Origin of the sequence: Alloprevotella rava (assembly GCF_014195585.1) — a bacterium.
GTDB lineage: Bacteria > Bacteroidota > Bacteroidia > Bacteroidales > Bacteroidaceae > Alloprevotella > Alloprevotella rava.
This window is the reverse complement of sequence record NZ_JACICA010000002.1, coordinates 77,582-95,304: the sequence shown is the minus strand read 5'-3', so window position 1 is coordinate 95,304 and position 17,723 is coordinate 77,582. Positions and strand designations below refer to the sequence as shown.

10 protein-coding genes and 2 tRNA genes are annotated in these 17,723 nt (G+C 44.8%); 7 read left to right on the top strand and 5 right to left on the bottom strand.

The window, feature by feature from the left end:
• Nucleotide 1: 1 nt before the first annotated feature.
• Together FHS60_RS02375 and FHS60_RS02370 are read right to left on the bottom strand one after the other, a co-directional pair.
• Nucleotides 2–3,199 carry a SusC/RagA family TonB-linked outer membrane protein gene (locus FHS60_RS02375; protein ID WP_244957405.1) on the bottom strand — a complete coding sequence of 1,066 codons (3,198 nt, stop codon included), beginning with the start codon at nucleotides 3,197–3,199 and terminating at the stop codon, nucleotides 2–4.
• Between the two features lie 401 nt (nucleotides 3,200–3,600).
• Complete coding sequence (locus FHS60_RS02370) at nucleotides 3,601–4,803, bottom strand: hypothetical protein (RefSeq protein WP_009347676.1); 1,203 nt, start codon at nucleotides 4,801–4,803, stop codon at nucleotides 3,601–3,603.
• Between the two features lie 386 nt (nucleotides 4,804–5,189).
• Between FHS60_RS02370 and FHS60_RS02365 the strand changes: the two genes are divergently transcribed.
• On the top strand, nucleotides 5,190–5,708 hold the full coding sequence (locus FHS60_RS02365) for a GNAT family N-acetyltransferase (RefSeq protein WP_183694481.1): 519 nt from the start codon (nucleotides 5,190–5,192) through the stop codon (nucleotides 5,706–5,708).
• A 427-nt stretch (nucleotides 5,709–6,135) separates the two neighbouring features.
• Here FHS60_RS02365 and FHS60_RS02360 read toward each other — a convergent pair whose 3' ends face one another.
• From FHS60_RS02360 to FHS60_RS02350, 3 genes are all read right to left on the bottom strand, one after another.
• Nucleotides 6,136–6,900, bottom strand: coding sequence for a M15 family metallopeptidase (locus FHS60_RS02360; RefSeq protein ID WP_244957416.1), 765 nt, complete (start codon nucleotides 6,898–6,900; stop codon nucleotides 6,136–6,138).
• A 52-nt stretch (nucleotides 6,901–6,952) separates the two neighbouring features.
• Nucleotides 6,953–7,029, bottom strand: a tRNA-Asn gene (locus FHS60_RS02355).
• Nucleotides 7,030–7,050: 21 nt separating this feature from the next.
• Nucleotides 7,051–7,124: transfer RNA gene (locus FHS60_RS02350), tRNA-Asn, on the bottom strand.
• A gap of 97 nt (nucleotides 7,125–7,221) precedes the next feature.
• On the opposite strand from FHS60_RS02350, the gene FHS60_RS02345 reads away from it, so the two are divergent.
• From FHS60_RS02345 to FHS60_RS02320, 6 genes are all read left to right on the top strand, one after another.
• Nucleotides 7,222–8,190: an adenosine kinase gene (locus FHS60_RS02345; RefSeq protein WP_009347679.1), complete on the top strand. Its 969-nt coding sequence runs from the start codon at nucleotides 7,222–7,224 to the stop codon at nucleotides 8,188–8,190.
• 139 nt (nucleotides 8,191–8,329) lie between these two features.
• Nucleotides 8,330–9,991 (top strand): S41 family peptidase, encoded by a 1,662-nt coding sequence (locus tag FHS60_RS02340; protein ID WP_183694478.1) that lies wholly within the window; start codon nucleotides 8,330–8,332, stop codon nucleotides 9,989–9,991.
• A gap of 484 nt (nucleotides 9,992–10,475) precedes the next feature.
• Nucleotides 10,476–13,904 carry a leucine-rich repeat domain-containing protein gene (locus tag FHS60_RS02335; RefSeq protein ID WP_244957404.1) on the top strand — a complete coding sequence of 1,143 codons (3,429 nt, stop codon included), beginning with the start codon at nucleotides 10,476–10,478 and terminating at the stop codon, nucleotides 13,902–13,904.
• A gap of 14 nt (nucleotides 13,905–13,918) precedes the next feature.
• Complete coding sequence (locus FHS60_RS02330; RefSeq protein ID WP_183694476.1) at nucleotides 13,919–14,116, top strand: hypothetical protein; 198 nt, start codon at nucleotides 13,919–13,921, stop codon at nucleotides 14,114–14,116.
• 245 nt (nucleotides 14,117–14,361) lie between these two features.
• Entirely contained in the window at nucleotides 14,362–16,158 is a 1,797-nt protein-coding gene (locus FHS60_RS02325) for a T9SS type A sorting domain-containing protein (protein WP_183694473.1), read from the top strand.
• 34 nt (nucleotides 16,159–16,192) lie between these two features.
• Nucleotides 16,193–17,701 carry an arylsulfatase gene (locus FHS60_RS02320; protein ID WP_183694470.1) on the top strand — a complete coding sequence of 503 codons (1,509 nt, stop codon included), beginning with the start codon at nucleotides 16,193–16,195 and terminating at the stop codon, nucleotides 17,699–17,701.
• The last annotated feature ends 22 nt before the right edge of the window (nucleotides 17,702–17,723 follow it).

Below are 17,723 nucleotides of genomic sequence, written 5' to 3'. Positions count from 1 at the left end.
GTTAGAAAGTGACACTTACACCAACAGACCATGTCTTAGAGAGCGGATAAGTCTTGCTGAAGCCCCAACCACCGGCGTCGATGAGTTCGGGATCGCCCATCTTGGTGAACTTAGTGAAAGTGAGAAGATTCTCAGCCGAAACAAAGAAGCGAACTTTCTGAACATAGAAACGCTGTGTTAGTGCTTCTGGGAGAGTGTAGCCCAACGTAACGTTCTTCAGACGGCAGTAAGCTGCATTCTGCAAGTAGCGAGTTTGTGCTTGCTGGTTCTTCTGTGTGCTCCAATCAGGTTCGGGATAGTAAGCGTTGAGATTCTGTCCGAGCGGATCGTTTGCATCGGCACGGAAGTAGTCGAGATGCTCCTTGAAAGCAACACTCTGCCACTTGCCACCGCTGGCACCCCAGAACATAACACCGCCGCCACCTGCACCAGGCCAATAATCGCGCTTCAGAACGCCTTGGAAGAATACTTTCAAGTCGAAGCCTTTATAGCTGGCTGTGAGGTTCAGACCGAAGTTGTAGCGCGGAGTGGAGTTACCAATAATCTTGCGGTCACCAGAATCGTTCGCCGTATTCTGACCAGTATTGATTTTCTTATCACCATTAAGGTCTTTGTACATAATGTCACCAGCGCGCCAATTAGAACCGAGCGCATCTTGGTTAGCATTCTTCAGGTGAGCATCCATCTCTTCCTGAGTTTTAGCCATACCTTCTGTAACATAGCCCCAAATATCGCCTAAGTGAGCGCCCTTATAGTATGTCTGAGAGAGATCTTTCGCTGCATTGGGATAACGATCGATAACCACTTGATTGTCGCTCAGCATGAGGTCGGCACCATAGAAGAAATCGTTGATATGATCGCGCCATCCGAGCGTGAGTTCCCAACCCTTTGAGGTCATATCGAGATTGTTCACCTTAGGAACAGCCGTACCGAGTACATCAGGAAGTTCAGGAGCAGGACCTACCATGTCCAAAGTTTTGCGTTGGAAGTAAGTGAAGCTGGTCGTCAAGCGATTGTTGAAAGCACCGAAGTCAACACCGAGATCCCATGTGCGGGTCTTTTCCCATGTGAGCAATGCACTGACGAGAGCTGGTTCGGAAGCCAGATTCTGCTTCTCTCCGTTGAGCAACCAGTTACCGGCATTAGCGCTATAACCAATAGTAGAATAGAAGGGATACCAGTTGTCCGTGTTTTGGTTACCGAGCTTACCCCAAGTGAAACGGAGCTTCAAGTTGTTGATCTTATCTTCGATAGGTTTCCAGAAGTTTTCCTTAGAAACATTCCAACCTAAAGAGAAGCTGGGGAAGAGATTCCAACGCTTTGATCTGATGAAGCGAGAAGAACCGTCGTAGCGAAGACTTGCTTCTACCAAGTAGCGTTCAGCATAGTTGTAGTTCAAACGACCAAAGAAACCTGCTGTTGACCAACTTGCTAAACCACCTGCTACGCGCGGATTGGTGGAAGTAGTGTTCAGTGTAGGCACTCTAGAAAGAATACCATCACGAGAACCTGTCACATTGCGATAGTGGAACCATTCGCTCTGGAAACCAGCCATCACCTTGAAATTGTGATCACCAAAGCTGCGAAGGTAAGTTGAATAGATATTCGGATTGAAATAGTTAGACTTGTAAGCGTATTCCGTTACGGAAGAAGTCTGATTGTCTGTTGCGTATGGATTGTTATTAACATCCCAAGCGTAAACCGTCTGATAATCTTCGTGACGGAAAGTGGTGCTTGCGCGATAGTTCAATTCAGTATTGATCGTCCAGTTCTTGATAGGTTCAAGAATGAGTGAGAACTGCTGATCCAGATTATCCTGCTGAATATTGTAAAGACCACCACGATTAAGCATTTCGTAGTAAGATTCGCGTACGGGGTGTCCATTCGGATCGATAGTCGGAACAATCGGCCAGTAACGGCAAGCATTGTGATAGAAGAGAGGAGTAACAAACGACGGACGTTCAAAATCCTCACGGTTGAAGCGAGTTGTATAACCGAAGTGCGCCCACGGAGCTAGCTCACTATTGATGCGCCCTGTGAAGGCATAGCGGTTGCGGTCGTCCTTAGCTTGCTTAAGCATACCATTGCGCTGCAAGTAGTTAGCAGAGAAGTAGTATTGCATCTTTTGACTACCGCCTGAAATACTCAGCGTGTGCTCTTGTGAGAAACTATTGCCGAAGTGGTATTTCAGCCAATCGGTATTTCCTGTTGGAAGCAGGTCGAGTTCGTCCCAAACTTCCCAATGCTTGCTTTTTGGGTTGGCGTACATTGTTGGGCCGCCTTTGCCTTCGAGGTTGTCTTTGATTTGCTTCAGCTTAGCATCTGTAAACATGGTGCTATGACCTGCCGCATTGAAGAAGTTGGCATACTCATAGGAGTTCATCATCTCCGGCATATTGAGTGGAGAATTGAAACGGAATGAGTTGTTGTAGTTGATAGAGATTCTTCCTTCATGGCCTTTCTTCGTTGTGATGAGGATAACGCCACCGGCAGCACGTGAACCATAGATGGAAGAAGTACTGGCATCTTTCAAGATGGAGATATTCTGGATATCCTGTGGGTTGAGGGTAGAAATGTCGCCCTCCATACCGTCGATAAGAACAAGTGGGGTAACGGCAGAGCCTTCACCGATAGTTCCTTTACCACGGATGTTGAAAGTTAAATCAGAGTCGAGCGCACCACCGCCAGAACCTACGGCGAAGTTCATACCTGGTACGACACCCTGCAGAGCTTCAACAGTGCTATTAACAGGGCGTGCTTGAATCTCTTTTGCGCTAACGGTAGAGATAGAACCCGTCATGTTGACGCGTTTCTGTGTACCGAAACCCACTACGACTGCTTCGCCCAGTGTGTTGTCTTTTTCTTGAAGAGTTACTTTTATTGTACCGCCGTTCCACGTTATTTCTTGCGTTTCATAGCCTAAGAAAGAGATGACAACGACCGAGCCTTTTTTTACTCCTGGAATGGAAAAAGAACCATCGTCCTTAGTGACAGAGACACGGCCCGAATTCTTAACTCGAACGGCTGCGCCCATAACAGGCTCACCGTTAGCGTCTGTTACTACGCCTTGCACTGCGTCTTGCTGCTGTGTAACGGTCATTGTTGGCCGAACGCTGGATGCCAGAACCTCTGGAGCCAGTCCGCCACCCATGACAGTCAGAAGCAGGAATGCTCCGAATGAATTTGAGAGATGAGACATAAGTTAATATGATTAAAAGGTTTGTTATTTTAGGGTTCTATTATGTATGATTAGTTTTATCTATTTTGTGCCAATCTCCTTTGTTCTGCTAACGCTGCCGCTACTGTGTTGTAGGGTAAGCTTTTGTTGAGTTTTTGCTTTTTTGAATCTGCCATGCAGAATAATATTGTTAACTTGACTTTGCAAATATATACCTTTATCTGTATCTCTTGCATCTTTTTGCAGAAATTTTTATTTTATTTTGCATAAATCCCTTTTGTTCGTGAAATTGTTTCGTGTTTTCTTCTCTGAAAGGATGTGTTTTAGAGCATTTATTTGAAGGAGATTTTTCTAATAAAAAAACAAAAGATAAGGTCGCCTAACATTAGGCGACCTTATGAAAACTTGTAATATATTGTGAATTACTTCACAAGGACTTTCTTGCCGTTGATAATGAAGAGACCCTTTTCTGCCTTCTGCACGCGGCGACCTTGGATGTCGTAAACAACAACTTTCTGAGCTTCCTGGATAGTGCTGATACCAGTAGAATTAGCTTCTGTTACCTTTGTGGGAGCGATTTCAGGAGTTATACCTTTGTAGATTTGGTTAAAGATAGCAACTACATCGTAGCTTTTGCCGTTAACATAGTCTTTTACTTTGATACCACCGAAGAGTTGAATACGATCGCTACCAGACACCGCGTAGTAGTTAGTGTACTGACCGCTCTTCTCTGACTTGATAGTAACCCCTCTTAAAACAACGAGGTCGGCAAGGTGTTTCTTAGCGTTGAGTTCTGCGATTGTTGTTTCAACAGGCACTGCTTCTTCGCTGCTTTCCGTAACTGTTAGATTTGTTGCGTTGGTCTGATTGTTCTTTACTACTTCGGGTATGCCATTGAACAGCTTGAAGTCAATGTCAACATAGCCGTTGAGAATAGCGTTATCGCTCAATTCAAGACCAGTATTGTAGAGGATAACAGCCTTGCCTCCTTCGCGAACATAGATAGACTTTGCATTCTGCTTTGATGTGTGAGAACCGAGCACCTTAGCATTTGTAAACTTCAAACGAACATTTGCTTTATCTGCTGTCAGAGCATTGAGATCCACAATGTTCATTTCTGTAACGGTCGGTGTTTCGCCTGTCTCGCCGCCACCACCAGCGGTTTCGTTGATTTCAGTCTTGATGAAACGGAACTGACCATTTTTATTTTTTTCACGGCCATACGTAGCTTTCTCTCCAACGGTGAGAACCACGTTGTTGGCATCGCCAGTCCAAGTCACAGTCATTGCTGTTGTGTCAACCTGTACAGTTCCTGTTGAAGCAGACATATCTGCTTGACGGTAGATACCGCTCTTTGCAATCTTAAACACAATGGATTTCATGTTACTGCCCGTAGTGGCAATAGTCAGTGTACTCTTAGCGTAAACACGAACATCTTTGTATTGTGCGTGCTGCTGTGGAGCTGTTTTGCCTGCTGCTTTTGATGCAGTGAGAGTGTAGGTACCAGAAGTAAAAGTGATACCATCAGCAGCTGCAGTCCATGTAGCTGTAGTGTTGTCAATCGTTTCAGCTCCTGCAAATAGAGCAGTGAACAATGTAACTAAAAGAAGTAGAGATTTCTTCATAAAATAAAGATATTAAATTGATAATGTAAGTAATGATGCCACAAAGGTAATGAATCTTTTGTGCTTTTGCAAAATATTTGTTAAAGTATCTGTCGTATGATAGGTGTACAAAAAAGTCCTGCGCAAAAGCACAGGACTCTGATTGCGTTGTCCTACTCCGACTCGAACGAAGACTGAGAGAACCAAAAACTCTAGTGCTGCCATTACACCATAGGACAATCCTTGCTCCTCGTTAAAGAAGCGGTGCAAAGATAGTACTTACCAATAATACGACAAAATTTTTTCTCTGAAAAATCAATTCTTAGTAGTGAAAGAGGCTAAATAATGCTCTACAGATTGTATAAACGTGTAAGATTTGCTTTCTTTGCAATCTAAATATGGATTCTATGCAAACTCTTTTTCGTCCTGCCCGACCGACTGACTTTGATGCTGTTTTTCACATCCTTCGAGGAGCTGCACAAACCATGGTGGCGAAAGGACGGCAGCAGTGGGATGAGCATTATCCTGCTAAAGCTGACTTGCAAGCCGACTTCGATTTAGGCATAGGCTATGTTATAGAAGAAAATGCAGAAGTTGTGGCTTATGCAGCTATTTCTTTTCGTGGCGAACCGGCTTACGATGCGATAGAGGGACATTGGCTCTCAGATATGCTTTATGCTGTTGTTCATCGTATGGCCGTACTTCATGCTGCGCTGGGGCGAGGTCACGCGCGACGTATTTTTTCTGAAGTGGAACGTCTTTGTCGGGAGCGCGAAGTGGGGAGCATCCGCATAGATACCAATTGTGACAATGTCGAGATGCTTTCGCTCGTGCGCCATCTTGGTTTCATTTATTGCGGAAAAGTATATTATCAACGAGGCACTACTGAAAAAACAGAACGTTTAGCTTTTGAAAAAAGATTGTAAATTCCCCATCTCTCCTCCCCAGAAAAAACTCGTTTTTTGTTGTCACGTTGTCACGCAGGAGAGGAATGTATTGATTGACAGGCACTTGTTGGTGTGACAATGAAAATTTTTGTTGTCACACTGTTGTCACTTGTCGTCACACGCACAACGTGTACGTTATCAAATAGTTATACTCAAAGTGTGACAACGTGACGACGTGACAACGAAAAATAACTTACAGGGAAGAGCCTTTCTTTTTCGTTCTCGCTTTTCCTTATTGCGTTTATAAATACAATAAGCGCGTCAGCTGACAGCCTTATTCTATGAGCTGACACAATAAGGATATTCACACGCATAAATATAAAAGCAGAGTATCTCCTCCAGGAAAAGTTGCAGAAAAGCTTCAGAAGTGAAGTTTTTCGTGGTGAAGACACCATTTTTAGATATTCTATTTTTCGAAGTGTTGATAATCCTTCGAGTGACGCCACGCGCCGCCCCATCTGAAGCCGTGTTCAAGGAAGAGGCGGTGGCAGATGTCGCCATGCTCAATCTTGTAAGCAAATTTTTTGGAGCGATCAGCGTAGGGTAGAGCCGTTGTGGGTGCAACGGAGAGTTTTCCTTTTTGCCTTTTGCAATGGGGATTGTAGAGCGGGTTAATGTCGACAGCCATTCCGCGGGAGTGGGCTGATAGTTTTTTCGTACCTTTCACGGAGCGAAAGCAGAAGCAGCTGGTGTTGTTAGCTCGCATAGAGCTTTCGTCGTTGGCTTGGTAATTGTCGATGAGCACCATTCGTTCAATGGGGTAGTGCGCATCGAAAAGTTTGCTGAAGATAGTAACCAATGCGTTTGCAATGTGCTTGTTACACACCATTTCTCCCAGCTGGATTTCGCCCTCTTTGTTGTAATGGAGTAGGCGCAGATAGCGCAGTTCTTCGCGCTCGATAGCATTTGTTTTAGGAAATGATTTTCCCAACATTCTCTGAAACACCTTGTCGGGGATGCGCTGAGCAACGAAGCAATGCTTCCGTCCGAATTTCTCTACTGCTTCGGTCGACACCTTCCGACCGGCTGCCCAGCGTTGCAGCAATGCATCGTCCGTTTCCGCTACCGCTGCGTGGGCAACTACGGTCGTCTTCTTGGTTTTCTTTTGCGTCTGGGCGCACAGCGTAAGTGCGAACATTCCCGTGACTACGCACAGCATTCTTCTCTTCATCACGTTTCGTAATAAACAAAAAAAGAGGAACCACTTCTTAGTGATTCCTCCATGGCGCTTCAGGATGGGCTTGAACCAACGACCCCCTGATTAACAGTCAGGTGCTCTAACCAACTGAGCTACTGAAGCAGTGCTCTTCTGAGATATTTGCGCTTCAGGATGGGCTTGAACCAACGACCCCCTGATTAACAGTCAGGTGCTCTAACCAACTGAGCTACTGAAGCAGAATAATGAGGTTTCTCTCAGAATTGCGGTGCAAAAGTAATGTCTATTTCCGAAATAAGCAATACCTTTGCATAGAATTTTGAAAAAAAAGTTGAAATGAAGAAGATTTTAGGCATTGGCAACGCTCTTTGCGACGTTTTGACACAGATTGACGACTCCGAACTCAAAGAACTGGGGCTTCCAAAAGGCTCTACGCAGTTTGTTGACTTCGAGGGGTATAAAAAGCTCAATGAGAAGTTGGAAAAACTTCCAACGAGCTTTGCCACTGGAGGGTCTGTGGGAAATACGATGTTGGCACTGGCTAATCTCGGCGCAAAACCCGAATTTATCGGGAAAGTGGGCGATGACCTCTATGGCGAATTCTATAAGGACAATTTCTTGCAGAATGGCGGTATTCCTCATTTCCTTATTGGCGATCTCCCCACGGGCGTTTGTTCTGCTTTTATTACCCCCGACGGGCAGCGCACCTTCAACGACTATTTGGGCGCAGCTGCCACGCTGACGGCTGATGACTTGTTGGAGGAATGGTTCGACAATGCTGACATTTTCTATATTGAAGGCTATCTTGTACAGAACCACGAAATGGTGATGCGCGCAGCAGATATTGCCAAGTCGAAAGGCTTAAAGATTGGTCTCGACTTTGGTAGCTATAATATAGTGGCGGATGATCGTCCCTTCTTCGAACAACTGCTTCAGAAAGTCGACATTATTTTTGCCAACGAAGATGAAGCTAAATCCTTTACCGGTAAGTCCGATCCCGTTGAGGCCCTCAATGTGTTGGCCGAAAAATGCGAAATAGCCATTGTCAAGGTAGGCGCAGAGGGAGCTTTGGTGAAACGCGGAGAGGAAGTAGCTCGCGCGATCGCAGAGAGAGTGAGCAAAGTAGTAGATACCACGGGTGCTGGCGATTATTTTGCCGCTGGTTTCCTCTATGGTTTGAGTCGTGATGAATCTTTGGAAGCCTGTCTTCAGAGAGGAGCTTTCTTGGCGAGCAAGGTTATCCAGGTGGTTGGCACAACCCTTCCCAGCGATGTGTGGGCCGAAATCAGTGAGACAATGAAATGAGATAACGAAAAAGAGTACAAAGCAAGCGCTGATTTCTCTATTATTGCTTCCTGCTCTCTTGCGGAAGACTGTCTTTGCATTCTTTCCCTCCTTTTCTTCTCTTTCTTTTCTGTTCCTTCTTCTTATCAACATTTTCAACATGAAAAAGCTGCTTTTTCTTTTTGCACTTGTCTTCACGATTGAAGGCGCGGCGCAAAGCAATTCCGACCATAATTTTGAGATTTCTAAGAATCTCGACATCTTCAATTCCCTTTATAAGGAATTGGACACTTATTATGTGGACACACTGAGTGCGGAGAAAAATATCAACAACGCGCTGCTCTATATGCTCAATCAGCTTGACCCTTATACGCAGTACTATGCTGAGAACAAGACGCAAGAGCTCAAACAACTCACTACGGGGAAGTATGCAGGTATCGGATCTGTCATTTCTTTTCTCAAAAAAGCGCGTCGCTGCATCATTGAAGAACCCTACGAGGGTATGCCTGCCGCTCTGGCTGGTCTACGCTCTGGCGACATCCTTCTTTCCATCAACGGAAAGGATTATGGCGAGGCCGAAAAAGGCAAAGAAAGCGAATACTCTAACCGTGTTAGCGAATCGTTGCGCGGTGATGCAGGTACCCACTTCGAATTGAAAGTGAAACGCTATGGCGTGGAAAAACCGCTCACATTCCGACTAACGCGGCGCACCATAACGATGCTCAGCGTTCAGTTCTATACGATGGTAAACGATTCTGTTGGGTATGCCTTGCTCACAGGCTTCACCGAGCAAACAACCCACGAACTTCAGATGGCCTTTGCGGCGCTGAAGCAAAAAGGTATGCGGCGTTTCATCCTCGACCTGCGCGGAAATGGCGGCGGACTGTTAGATCAGGCCGTAAATGTAGTGGGGCTCTTTGTGCCTCGCGGAAAAGAAGTGGTACGTATGAAAGGAAAGTTGAAGGAGGTAAACTCTATTTTCAAAACAAAGAACGAACCAGCCGATTTAACGATGCCCATGGTTGTTCTGACAGACAACGGTACAGCTTCTTCGGCCGAAATTACCAGCGGGGCTTTGCAGGATTACGACCGTGCCGTCATCATCGGTCAGCGCACATATGGGAAAGGCTTAGTGCAGCAGCCGCGACAATTACCCTATAAGACAATTCTCAAACTCACCACGAGCAAATATTACATCCCTTCGGGGCGTTGCATTCAGGCATACAATTATAAAAACGGCCAACCGCAACACCTGCCCGACTCGCTTTCTAAAGTGTTTCATACCGCCAACGGACGCCCCGTTCGCGATGGGGGAGGCATTACGCCCGATATTGTAACCGTGCCCGACTCCTTGCCCTCGCTCTTCACCTATCTCTCTTCGAGCGATGCTCTGCGCAACTATTGCTCCAACTACCAGAATCATCATCGCTCCATTGCGCGTCCCAGTACTTTTTCCCTTTCTGATCAGGAATACAACGACTTTCAACAATTCTTGAAAAAGGAGAATTTCACTTACGATACACAGTCGAAAGCCGCGCTTAATATTCTGCGCAGTATTGCAGCAGCAGAAGGCTACGAACGAATGGCTAAAGATGAGCTGAATGCGCTGGAGAAAAAGCTCTCCCATAATTTCGCCTACGATTTCGACTATTGGCGCAAAGACATTAAGTCGCTTGTCGAGTCCGAACTCGTGACGCGCTACTACTACCAAAAAGGTGTGGCCGAATACAACCTGCGCAATGATAAGGATTTCAAACTTGCCCTTAAAGTCCTCTGCGATGATGCGCACTATCATCAGTTGCTCGCTCCGAAGAAATACTAATTTTCCTAATTTCAACTTTTTTGTTCATATTCAGACATATTTTCTCTGCACTATCTGGCTCTTCTTTTTTATTTGACTGAAGATAAAAAAAGTAAGGTATGTGGGATATGTATTTGTTTGCCTCTTGTAGGACTCTTTTCCTGTATTTCTCTCTGTTGCTTCTGTGAATTCTATTGGTTTTGGTATTCCTGTTTTTTTACTTTTTATTCTAAGCTGATTTGTTTTAGTAAAGTCAATAAACTGCCTATTATTTATTGTACTGAAAGAAAAATGTCTAGTTATAATTTGGTGTGTTTTTCTTTATTTTTTTAAGTAAAAAGAAAACTTTTCATTCTTTTTCTCTATCAAAAGAAAAGATTATTTTGATTTTCAAAAATATCTGCATACATTTGCAGCAAGAAACTCTTTATCCTAAAAAAGTATAATTTGTGAGTGAGTTCTAAGAGAAAAGAAAAAACAGTATTTTAAACAAAAAACGATTAATATGGTAAAATTGAAAACCTTCTTTTTGGTATTACTTCTCATGGTGATACCTAAAAGTCTTTGGGCCTATACCGTGTCTGAGATTATTACGATCAATAATCTGAAATACGAGGTTCTAACGGTAACAGGTGTACACCAGTTAAAATTTGTGGGTACTGAGGCTTCTGTGTCAGGTGAGCTGACTATTCCAGGTACATTCAACAATGGACAAGGTACTTCTTTTATTGTTACAGAGGTAGGAGCTCATACAGGTGTGACAACTAGTCCTAATGTTACATCTGTAATAATTCCAGAGACTGTGACAAAAATCGGCGCATCTAGTTTTGACGGATCAAAGATTACGAAAGTTTCCATTCCTAAGAGTGTAACAGAGATTGATACAAGAGTCTGGGCAACTTTGGCGTATAATCCTCAGTGTATAGTGGATGGAGATAATCCTGCCTTTGAGTCTACAACAGAGGGTATATTGTACACAAGAGGTAAGGAAGAACTTCGTGCCATTCCTTCAACTCTTTTAACGGAAACAGGGCAAACAACCTATGTGGTTGATGAGAATGTAAAGCATATTACTTTTTTGGCATTCAATAAGCTTGAGGGATTGCAGAGAATAGTTCTTCCTAAAAATCTCGCCAAGGTAGACGAAGGAAGTCCTTCTATTGCTGCAAGACAGCCCCTTTTGGAAGCTTTTGAAATAGCTCCAGGGGGTAATCCTAACTATGAGGTAAAAGACGATGTTCTCTTCACTAAAGGGCTCAATAAGTTGGTTTTTTATCCGTATGCGAAGAACGTGGCAGACTATAAGGTTCCTGATGGTGTAAAAGAAATCGCTTCTTACGGCATTGTTAGCAACCAGAATATGACCACGATAGATTTGAATCAAGTAACAAAAATCAATATCTCTGCTCTTGTCAGCCTTAATAAACTAACAACAATAAAGCTTCCAAAAGATCTCAAAAGAGAAGGCTTAGTAGAAGGTGCTTTTGAGAATTGTCAAAGCCTTGAAGCTTACGAGGTTGCAGATGGTAATACTGATTTTTATGCTGAGGAAGGTGTGCTTTTCTCTGCAGATAAACAGATTCTTTATTTTTATCCACTTGCAAAACCCGAAACTTCTTACACAATTCCAGCTACTGTTAAGACTATTTCTGTAAAGTCTTTTATGGGGGCAAGAAAAATCGTCTCTTTGGTGATTCCTGCTAGTGTTGAGTACATAAATGAACAGGCTTTTCGTCAAACGAATCTTGAAACAGTTACGTTTCTCGAACAGTCTAATATGAAGAAAATAGATAATTATGTATTCTGGGAGTGCCATAAATTGAGGGAGGTTACTTTGCCCTCTTCTATCACCGCGATTGGCAAAGCTTTTGTAAATTGCAAAATGTTAGAAACAATCAACGTACCTAATGGTTCTAAACTGCAAACTATTGAAGAAGATGCTTTCTCCAAAAAATTAGATAATTTGAAGCATGTAAACTTCTTGGGCTCTTGCGAATTGAAAACTATCAAAAAGAATGCTTTTGCAAACCTACCGAATTTCGAGTCATTCATCGTTCCCAAGACGGTAACAAGCATCGAACTGAATGCGTTTAACGGATGTGGAAAATTAGCTACAGTAGAGTTTGATCCTAATGCAGATATTCAAACTATCGGTGCAGGTGCTTTTTCCAACTGTGGTTTGCAGAATTTTACTGTACCTAGCAATGTGCAGACGATCGAGCGCGAGGCTTTTAACAACTGTCAGGCTCTAACTGTTGTGAATGTCTCAGAGAAGACTACATCAATCAGTCCTGAGGCTTTCAAATCCTGCTCAAACCTCACAGCTATCAATGTGAGCAAGAAGAATACTGAATATTCCAGCGTTGATGGTTATCTTTTATCTAAGGATAAAGAGACATTGAAAATCTTCCCTCCTGGCAAGGCTAACGAGCATTTTACATTGCTGCCTCCTTCTATTACAGCAATTGGTGACTATGCTTTCTATAACTGTCAAGAACTGAAGAACGTGACTATCCCTAACTTGGTAACTTCTATCGGTAAGCGTGCTTTTGGTGGTTGCTCTAATCTGAATACTATCACATTCCTCTGTGATAATAAAATTGATCCAGCCAATATCAACCAAAATCCTAGCGAAAGATCTTTTGATGATGGTAATGAGGCACCGAATTTGATGGATAAGATCGACATTCATGTGCGTCAGGAAAAACTCTCCGACTACAATAGCGATCCTTTCTATAATGGTAAGTTTAAGTCTATCAGTCCTTCATTTGTAAAGGATACAGAGGAATATATTGCAGTCTCTGATTGTGCTGTGGACATGCTCAAGACAACGCGCACTGACGAAACCTTTGTCCTACCTACGGAAATACCTCATGGAGGCAAAAACTACAAAGTGAGCATGATTGGCGACTATGCTTTCCAGCACGTCACCTCTGGCATAAAGGAAGTGGTAGTAAAGAAAGATGTGGAATACATTGGTGCTCAAGCTTTCATCACCAACCGCACAGACACAACAAGTATCATAAAGAGTGTTTTCTTCATTGAGAGCAATCCCACTAATCAAATGTTGAGTACGACTCGCTTCGATCTCGATGATACGGGTAAGAACTACAATGAGTTTGCAAAAACTACAACTATCTATGTTAAGAAAACGGCTCTCCCTGTCTACCAAGAAAAGTGGGCGAAGAAAGTCTATAAAATTGCTACTGATAGCGAAGAAAAGAGTCCTTACGATTTCACCTCACAGCTTGAGTTCAAAATCAAGGATGTCAAAATTAGCAAGAAGTACGGTACATTCGCTCGTGAGTTCGATGTAGACTTCAGCGACTACTACAATGAGAATCACCATTCAGCGGTTGCAGCTTTCGTAGCCAGCACTAAGATTTTGGATGGAAAGGGCGACTACGGTACAGCCACTAAGCACGTTCAAATGACGAGTGTTGACAAAAAGGGTGGTTACACAGCTTCTTATTCTTACGTTCCTGCTTATACGGGCGTACTTCTCAAGGTTCTTGATAAGGAAGCTACAGATGCTGACTTCTACTACACGATTGGTGAACAAGATCAGCAAGTCTACCATGTCACAAACAACGTTATGACAGGTGTAACTGTAAACCCCATTACCTCTCTCACAGCTACAACTACCGACCCCATTTATGTGATGCAGGGCGGTACCTTCCACAAGGCTGAGAGCAATATCAATAACTTCCCCATCCACAAGGCGTATATGAAGTTCAGCGCTCTGCCCGCAGGCACACGAGTTGTCTTCGATTTTGACGATACCACAACAGGAATTGAGAGTATCGAAAGCATTGAGACAGGAAACTCAAATCGCGCTGCTGATGTTTACTACAATCTGCAAGGCCAGCGTATCAGCAAACCGCAGCAGGCAGGTCTCTACATCCTCAATGGTGCGAAAGTAATAATCAAATAAAGTCACAGAAAACTATGAATAAAAAACAATATATAGCACCTAAAACAACTTCTATTACCTGGTCTGCTGAAAGTTTGATGCTTGTTGCCAGCCCTGGTGTGGGTGGAGGCTACAATCCTGGTGAAGATATCGACACCAGAAAACAAGACCCTCGTGAAGAGGATAGAGGTTTACACATCTGGGACAAACAGAATTCTCTCTGGGAAGAATAAAAAATAAGAATTGTCTGTTATAAAGTCCTTTCGGATACTTATATATACATACAAAATATGACTGAAATTGGAGGATGCTTTGTAGCATTCTCCAATTTTTATTATCTATAAGAAAAGTTTCTTTTTTCTGCTCATTTTTTTAGAGCACAAAAAAGCGACAATAAGAACGAAAAAGAGAGAAAAAGATGAAAAATCTGTAGAAAAGTAGTAGTTTTGCGAGGCAAGTTTCGACTTAACACACCATCATGAGAAAAATTACCTCTTTATTACTTCTTTTGTTGTGGCTGCCTTTGATATTGTGCGCTGCAGCAAATGCCGGCAGTTTCAGTACCGACAAGTTCTACACCATTGCTATGAAGAACAATAGTTCGAGTTATATTAGCGAAGAATCGGACGGTACGCTTGTTGTGACTTCTTACGACGTGACGAAGCGCATCTTCTGGCAGTTTATCCCAACCAGTAAGGCCAACTGCTATTACATTCGCAACTCAGCTTCGGGCAACTACATCGCCAGTTGCAATGTTGCGCAATCGAGAGCATCGATAATGAAAACGAGCAGCACTCCTGTGGAGTACTATATCGGCACAAACGGAAATTTCTGCCGCCTCACCAGTACGGACTGCGCCGACTATGCCAATACGAGTGCTTCGCCTAACGGGCTGAACAAGGACGGAGCAAGTTCCAATGTCATCGTTTGGAAAGCTGGCGCTTCCAATGGTAATTCCTGGTGGAGGACTACTGAAACCGAGAATCTCTATGAGTTGCGCCCCTTTGTGCCCTCTGCTGTTGTGGGGAAACCAGCTCGTAAATATCTGTTGAAAAACACTCACGGACTCTACCTTACTATGGCTGCCGATGGTTCGCTAAGTTGGGGTAAGAATATGGAAAATTCCGCACAGTGGTATTTTGTTGGAACGGGCAACAGCACGGGCGGATATCAGCTTGTGAATGTAGCTGCCGATAAAGTGTTGGGAACAAACTCCCATTATAAGGTGTGTGCTGGTAAACCTGCGGGCTACTACTTTACCTCCGTTGCAACGCCGCAAACAACGCTTACTATCGATGGCGACTCGCTTGTCACGTTTGTTGGAGCACGCAGCGAATTTGCTCGTCGGACACAGATCTATGATTTCCCCTGCGGTGCGCTAACGGCCAACTATGTCCTCTCTGCCTCTCTCAAAGGTGCGGGCGTGCTTACCCCGCTCACTTATCCGGCGCAAGTGGCGAGCGGCCGACAAATCATTGCGCCCAACACGAAGCCCAATACCTGGTACACGATTTATACCGCTTCTAAAGCAACCCTCGTAAAGGGACGCACTGCCACGCTTGCACTGGCGCTGAAAGATGCCCCACAAGCTGGCGACTCCGTTTATGTTTATTTCGATTGGAACCGCGACGGTGTTTTTGAAACAGCACAAAAGCTCACTGCTGCTCAAGAGATGGAAGCAAACATCCTTATTCCTGCTAATGCTGCTACAGGCAAAAGTCGTATGCGCATACGTTTCACCAGCAACGGACTGACGGAAGCCGACGAGGAAGTAACGGGACAAACGCTCGACTTTATTCTCAACATAGTTCCAGAAGAGGGACAAACCTTTACTGCCAGCGTGACTACCAACGACAGCCAGCGCGGCACGGCCACTCTTGATGGACTCACCGCCAAAGCCACTCCGTTGGGCAATGCGCGCTTTCTTTGCTGGAAAGAGAACAATAATGTTGTTTCGCTCGACGCCACATATACGTTCGCGCTCGACCACAACGTTTTGCTCACGGCTTACTTCTCGCCGAACACCAGCATCTCAACGGGCATCAATACCGCAACGACACAGAAATCGCTCATCACTATCACGGCGCAAAACCAATGTGTCACAGTAGAACCTGCTCAAGGCGTGAAGACCATCAGCATCTACTCCACAACGGGACAACTCGCCGCACAGGGCAAAGGACACACGCTGAATATCAGCCACCTCCCCGCTGGTAGCTACATTGTTCTTGTTGATGCCACACAAGACAAAGCGTCCTCAAAAATTGTAGTGAAATAAATTCTGATACTATAAATCGTAAAACCAACATACAATGCAACCACGATATCTCCTCTTTGGCGCATCCACATTGGCCGCTTTGGCCGCAGGAGCACAGCAGCGCCCCAACATCATTTATATCATGTGCGACGACATGGGTTATGGCGACTTGAGTTGCTACGGTCAGCAGCTCATTTCTACTCCCAATATCGATCGCCTTGCTCAGCAGGGAATGCGCTTCACGCAGGCCTACGCTGGTAGCCCCGTTTCAGCTCCCTCCCGCGCCAGTTTCATGACGGGTCAGCATACGGGACACACCCACGTGAGAGGCAACAAGGAATATTGGTCTAACAACAACACCATGAAGTATGGTAACAATACCGACTACGCCCTTGTTGGACAAGAGCCTTACGACACCGCCCACGTTATCATTCCCGAAATTTTTAAAGATAATGGCTATACCACGGGTATGTTCGGTAAGTGGGCTGGTGGCTATGAAGGTTCTGTTTCCACCCCCGATAAGCGCGGCATTGATGAGTTCTATGGCTACATCTGCCAGTTTCAAGCGCATCTCTACTATCCCAACTTCCTTAACGCCTATAGCCGTTCGGCGGGCGATAAGGCCGTGAAACGCGTTGTTTTGGATCAGAACATCCAGCACGCCATGTTTGGCGACGACTATGTCAACCGCCAGCAGTATTCTTCCGACCTTATTCATCAGCATGCCCTCAACTGGCTCGACAAGCAGAGCAAGGACAAACCCTTCTTGGGCATCTTTACCTACACGCTTCCGCACGCCGAACTGATTCAGCCCGAGGACTCCATACTCGAAGCCTATAAGGGACATTTCTGTGCAGAGCGTCAGTATGGCGGCGACAAAGGTTCGCGCTACAATCCGACGAACATTGCTCACGCGCAGTTTGCTGCCATGATCAGTCGTCTGGATATGCAGGTGGGCGAAATCATGAAGAAACTCGAAGAAAAAGGCCTGGCGGAAAACACCGTTGTGATTTTCACCTCCGATAATGGTCCTCACGAAGAGGGCGGGGCAGATCCCACGTTCTTCAATCGTGATGCAAAACTGCGCGGCTTGAAACGCAGCACTTACGAAGGCGGTATCCGTATCCCCTTCATCGTTAGCTGGCCGGGACAAGTGAGAGAAGGCGTCACCAGTGACCACCAGTTTGCATTCTACGACTTGATGGCTACATTCTGCGACTTGGCAGGCATCGAAAACTATGAGCAGCGCTATCGCAACCCACGTCTGAAAAACGACTGGTTCGATGGTATTTCCATCTATCCCACGCTGACGGGCAAGGGAACGCAGAAAGAGCACGACCATCTCTATTGGGAATTCCACGAAACCAATATGCTCGGTGTGCGCATGGGCAATTGGAAAATGGTTGTCAATCGCGGCGAGGTACACCTCTATGACCTTGCCAACGATTTGCATGAAGACCATGACGTGGCTGCTGCTCATCCCGAAGTGGTGAAGAAAATGAAAGCTTTTATTAAGCAAGATCACACCGACAGTCAGCTCTTCCGCGTGACACTTCCGCAGTAAATTCATTCCAAGTATAATCCCT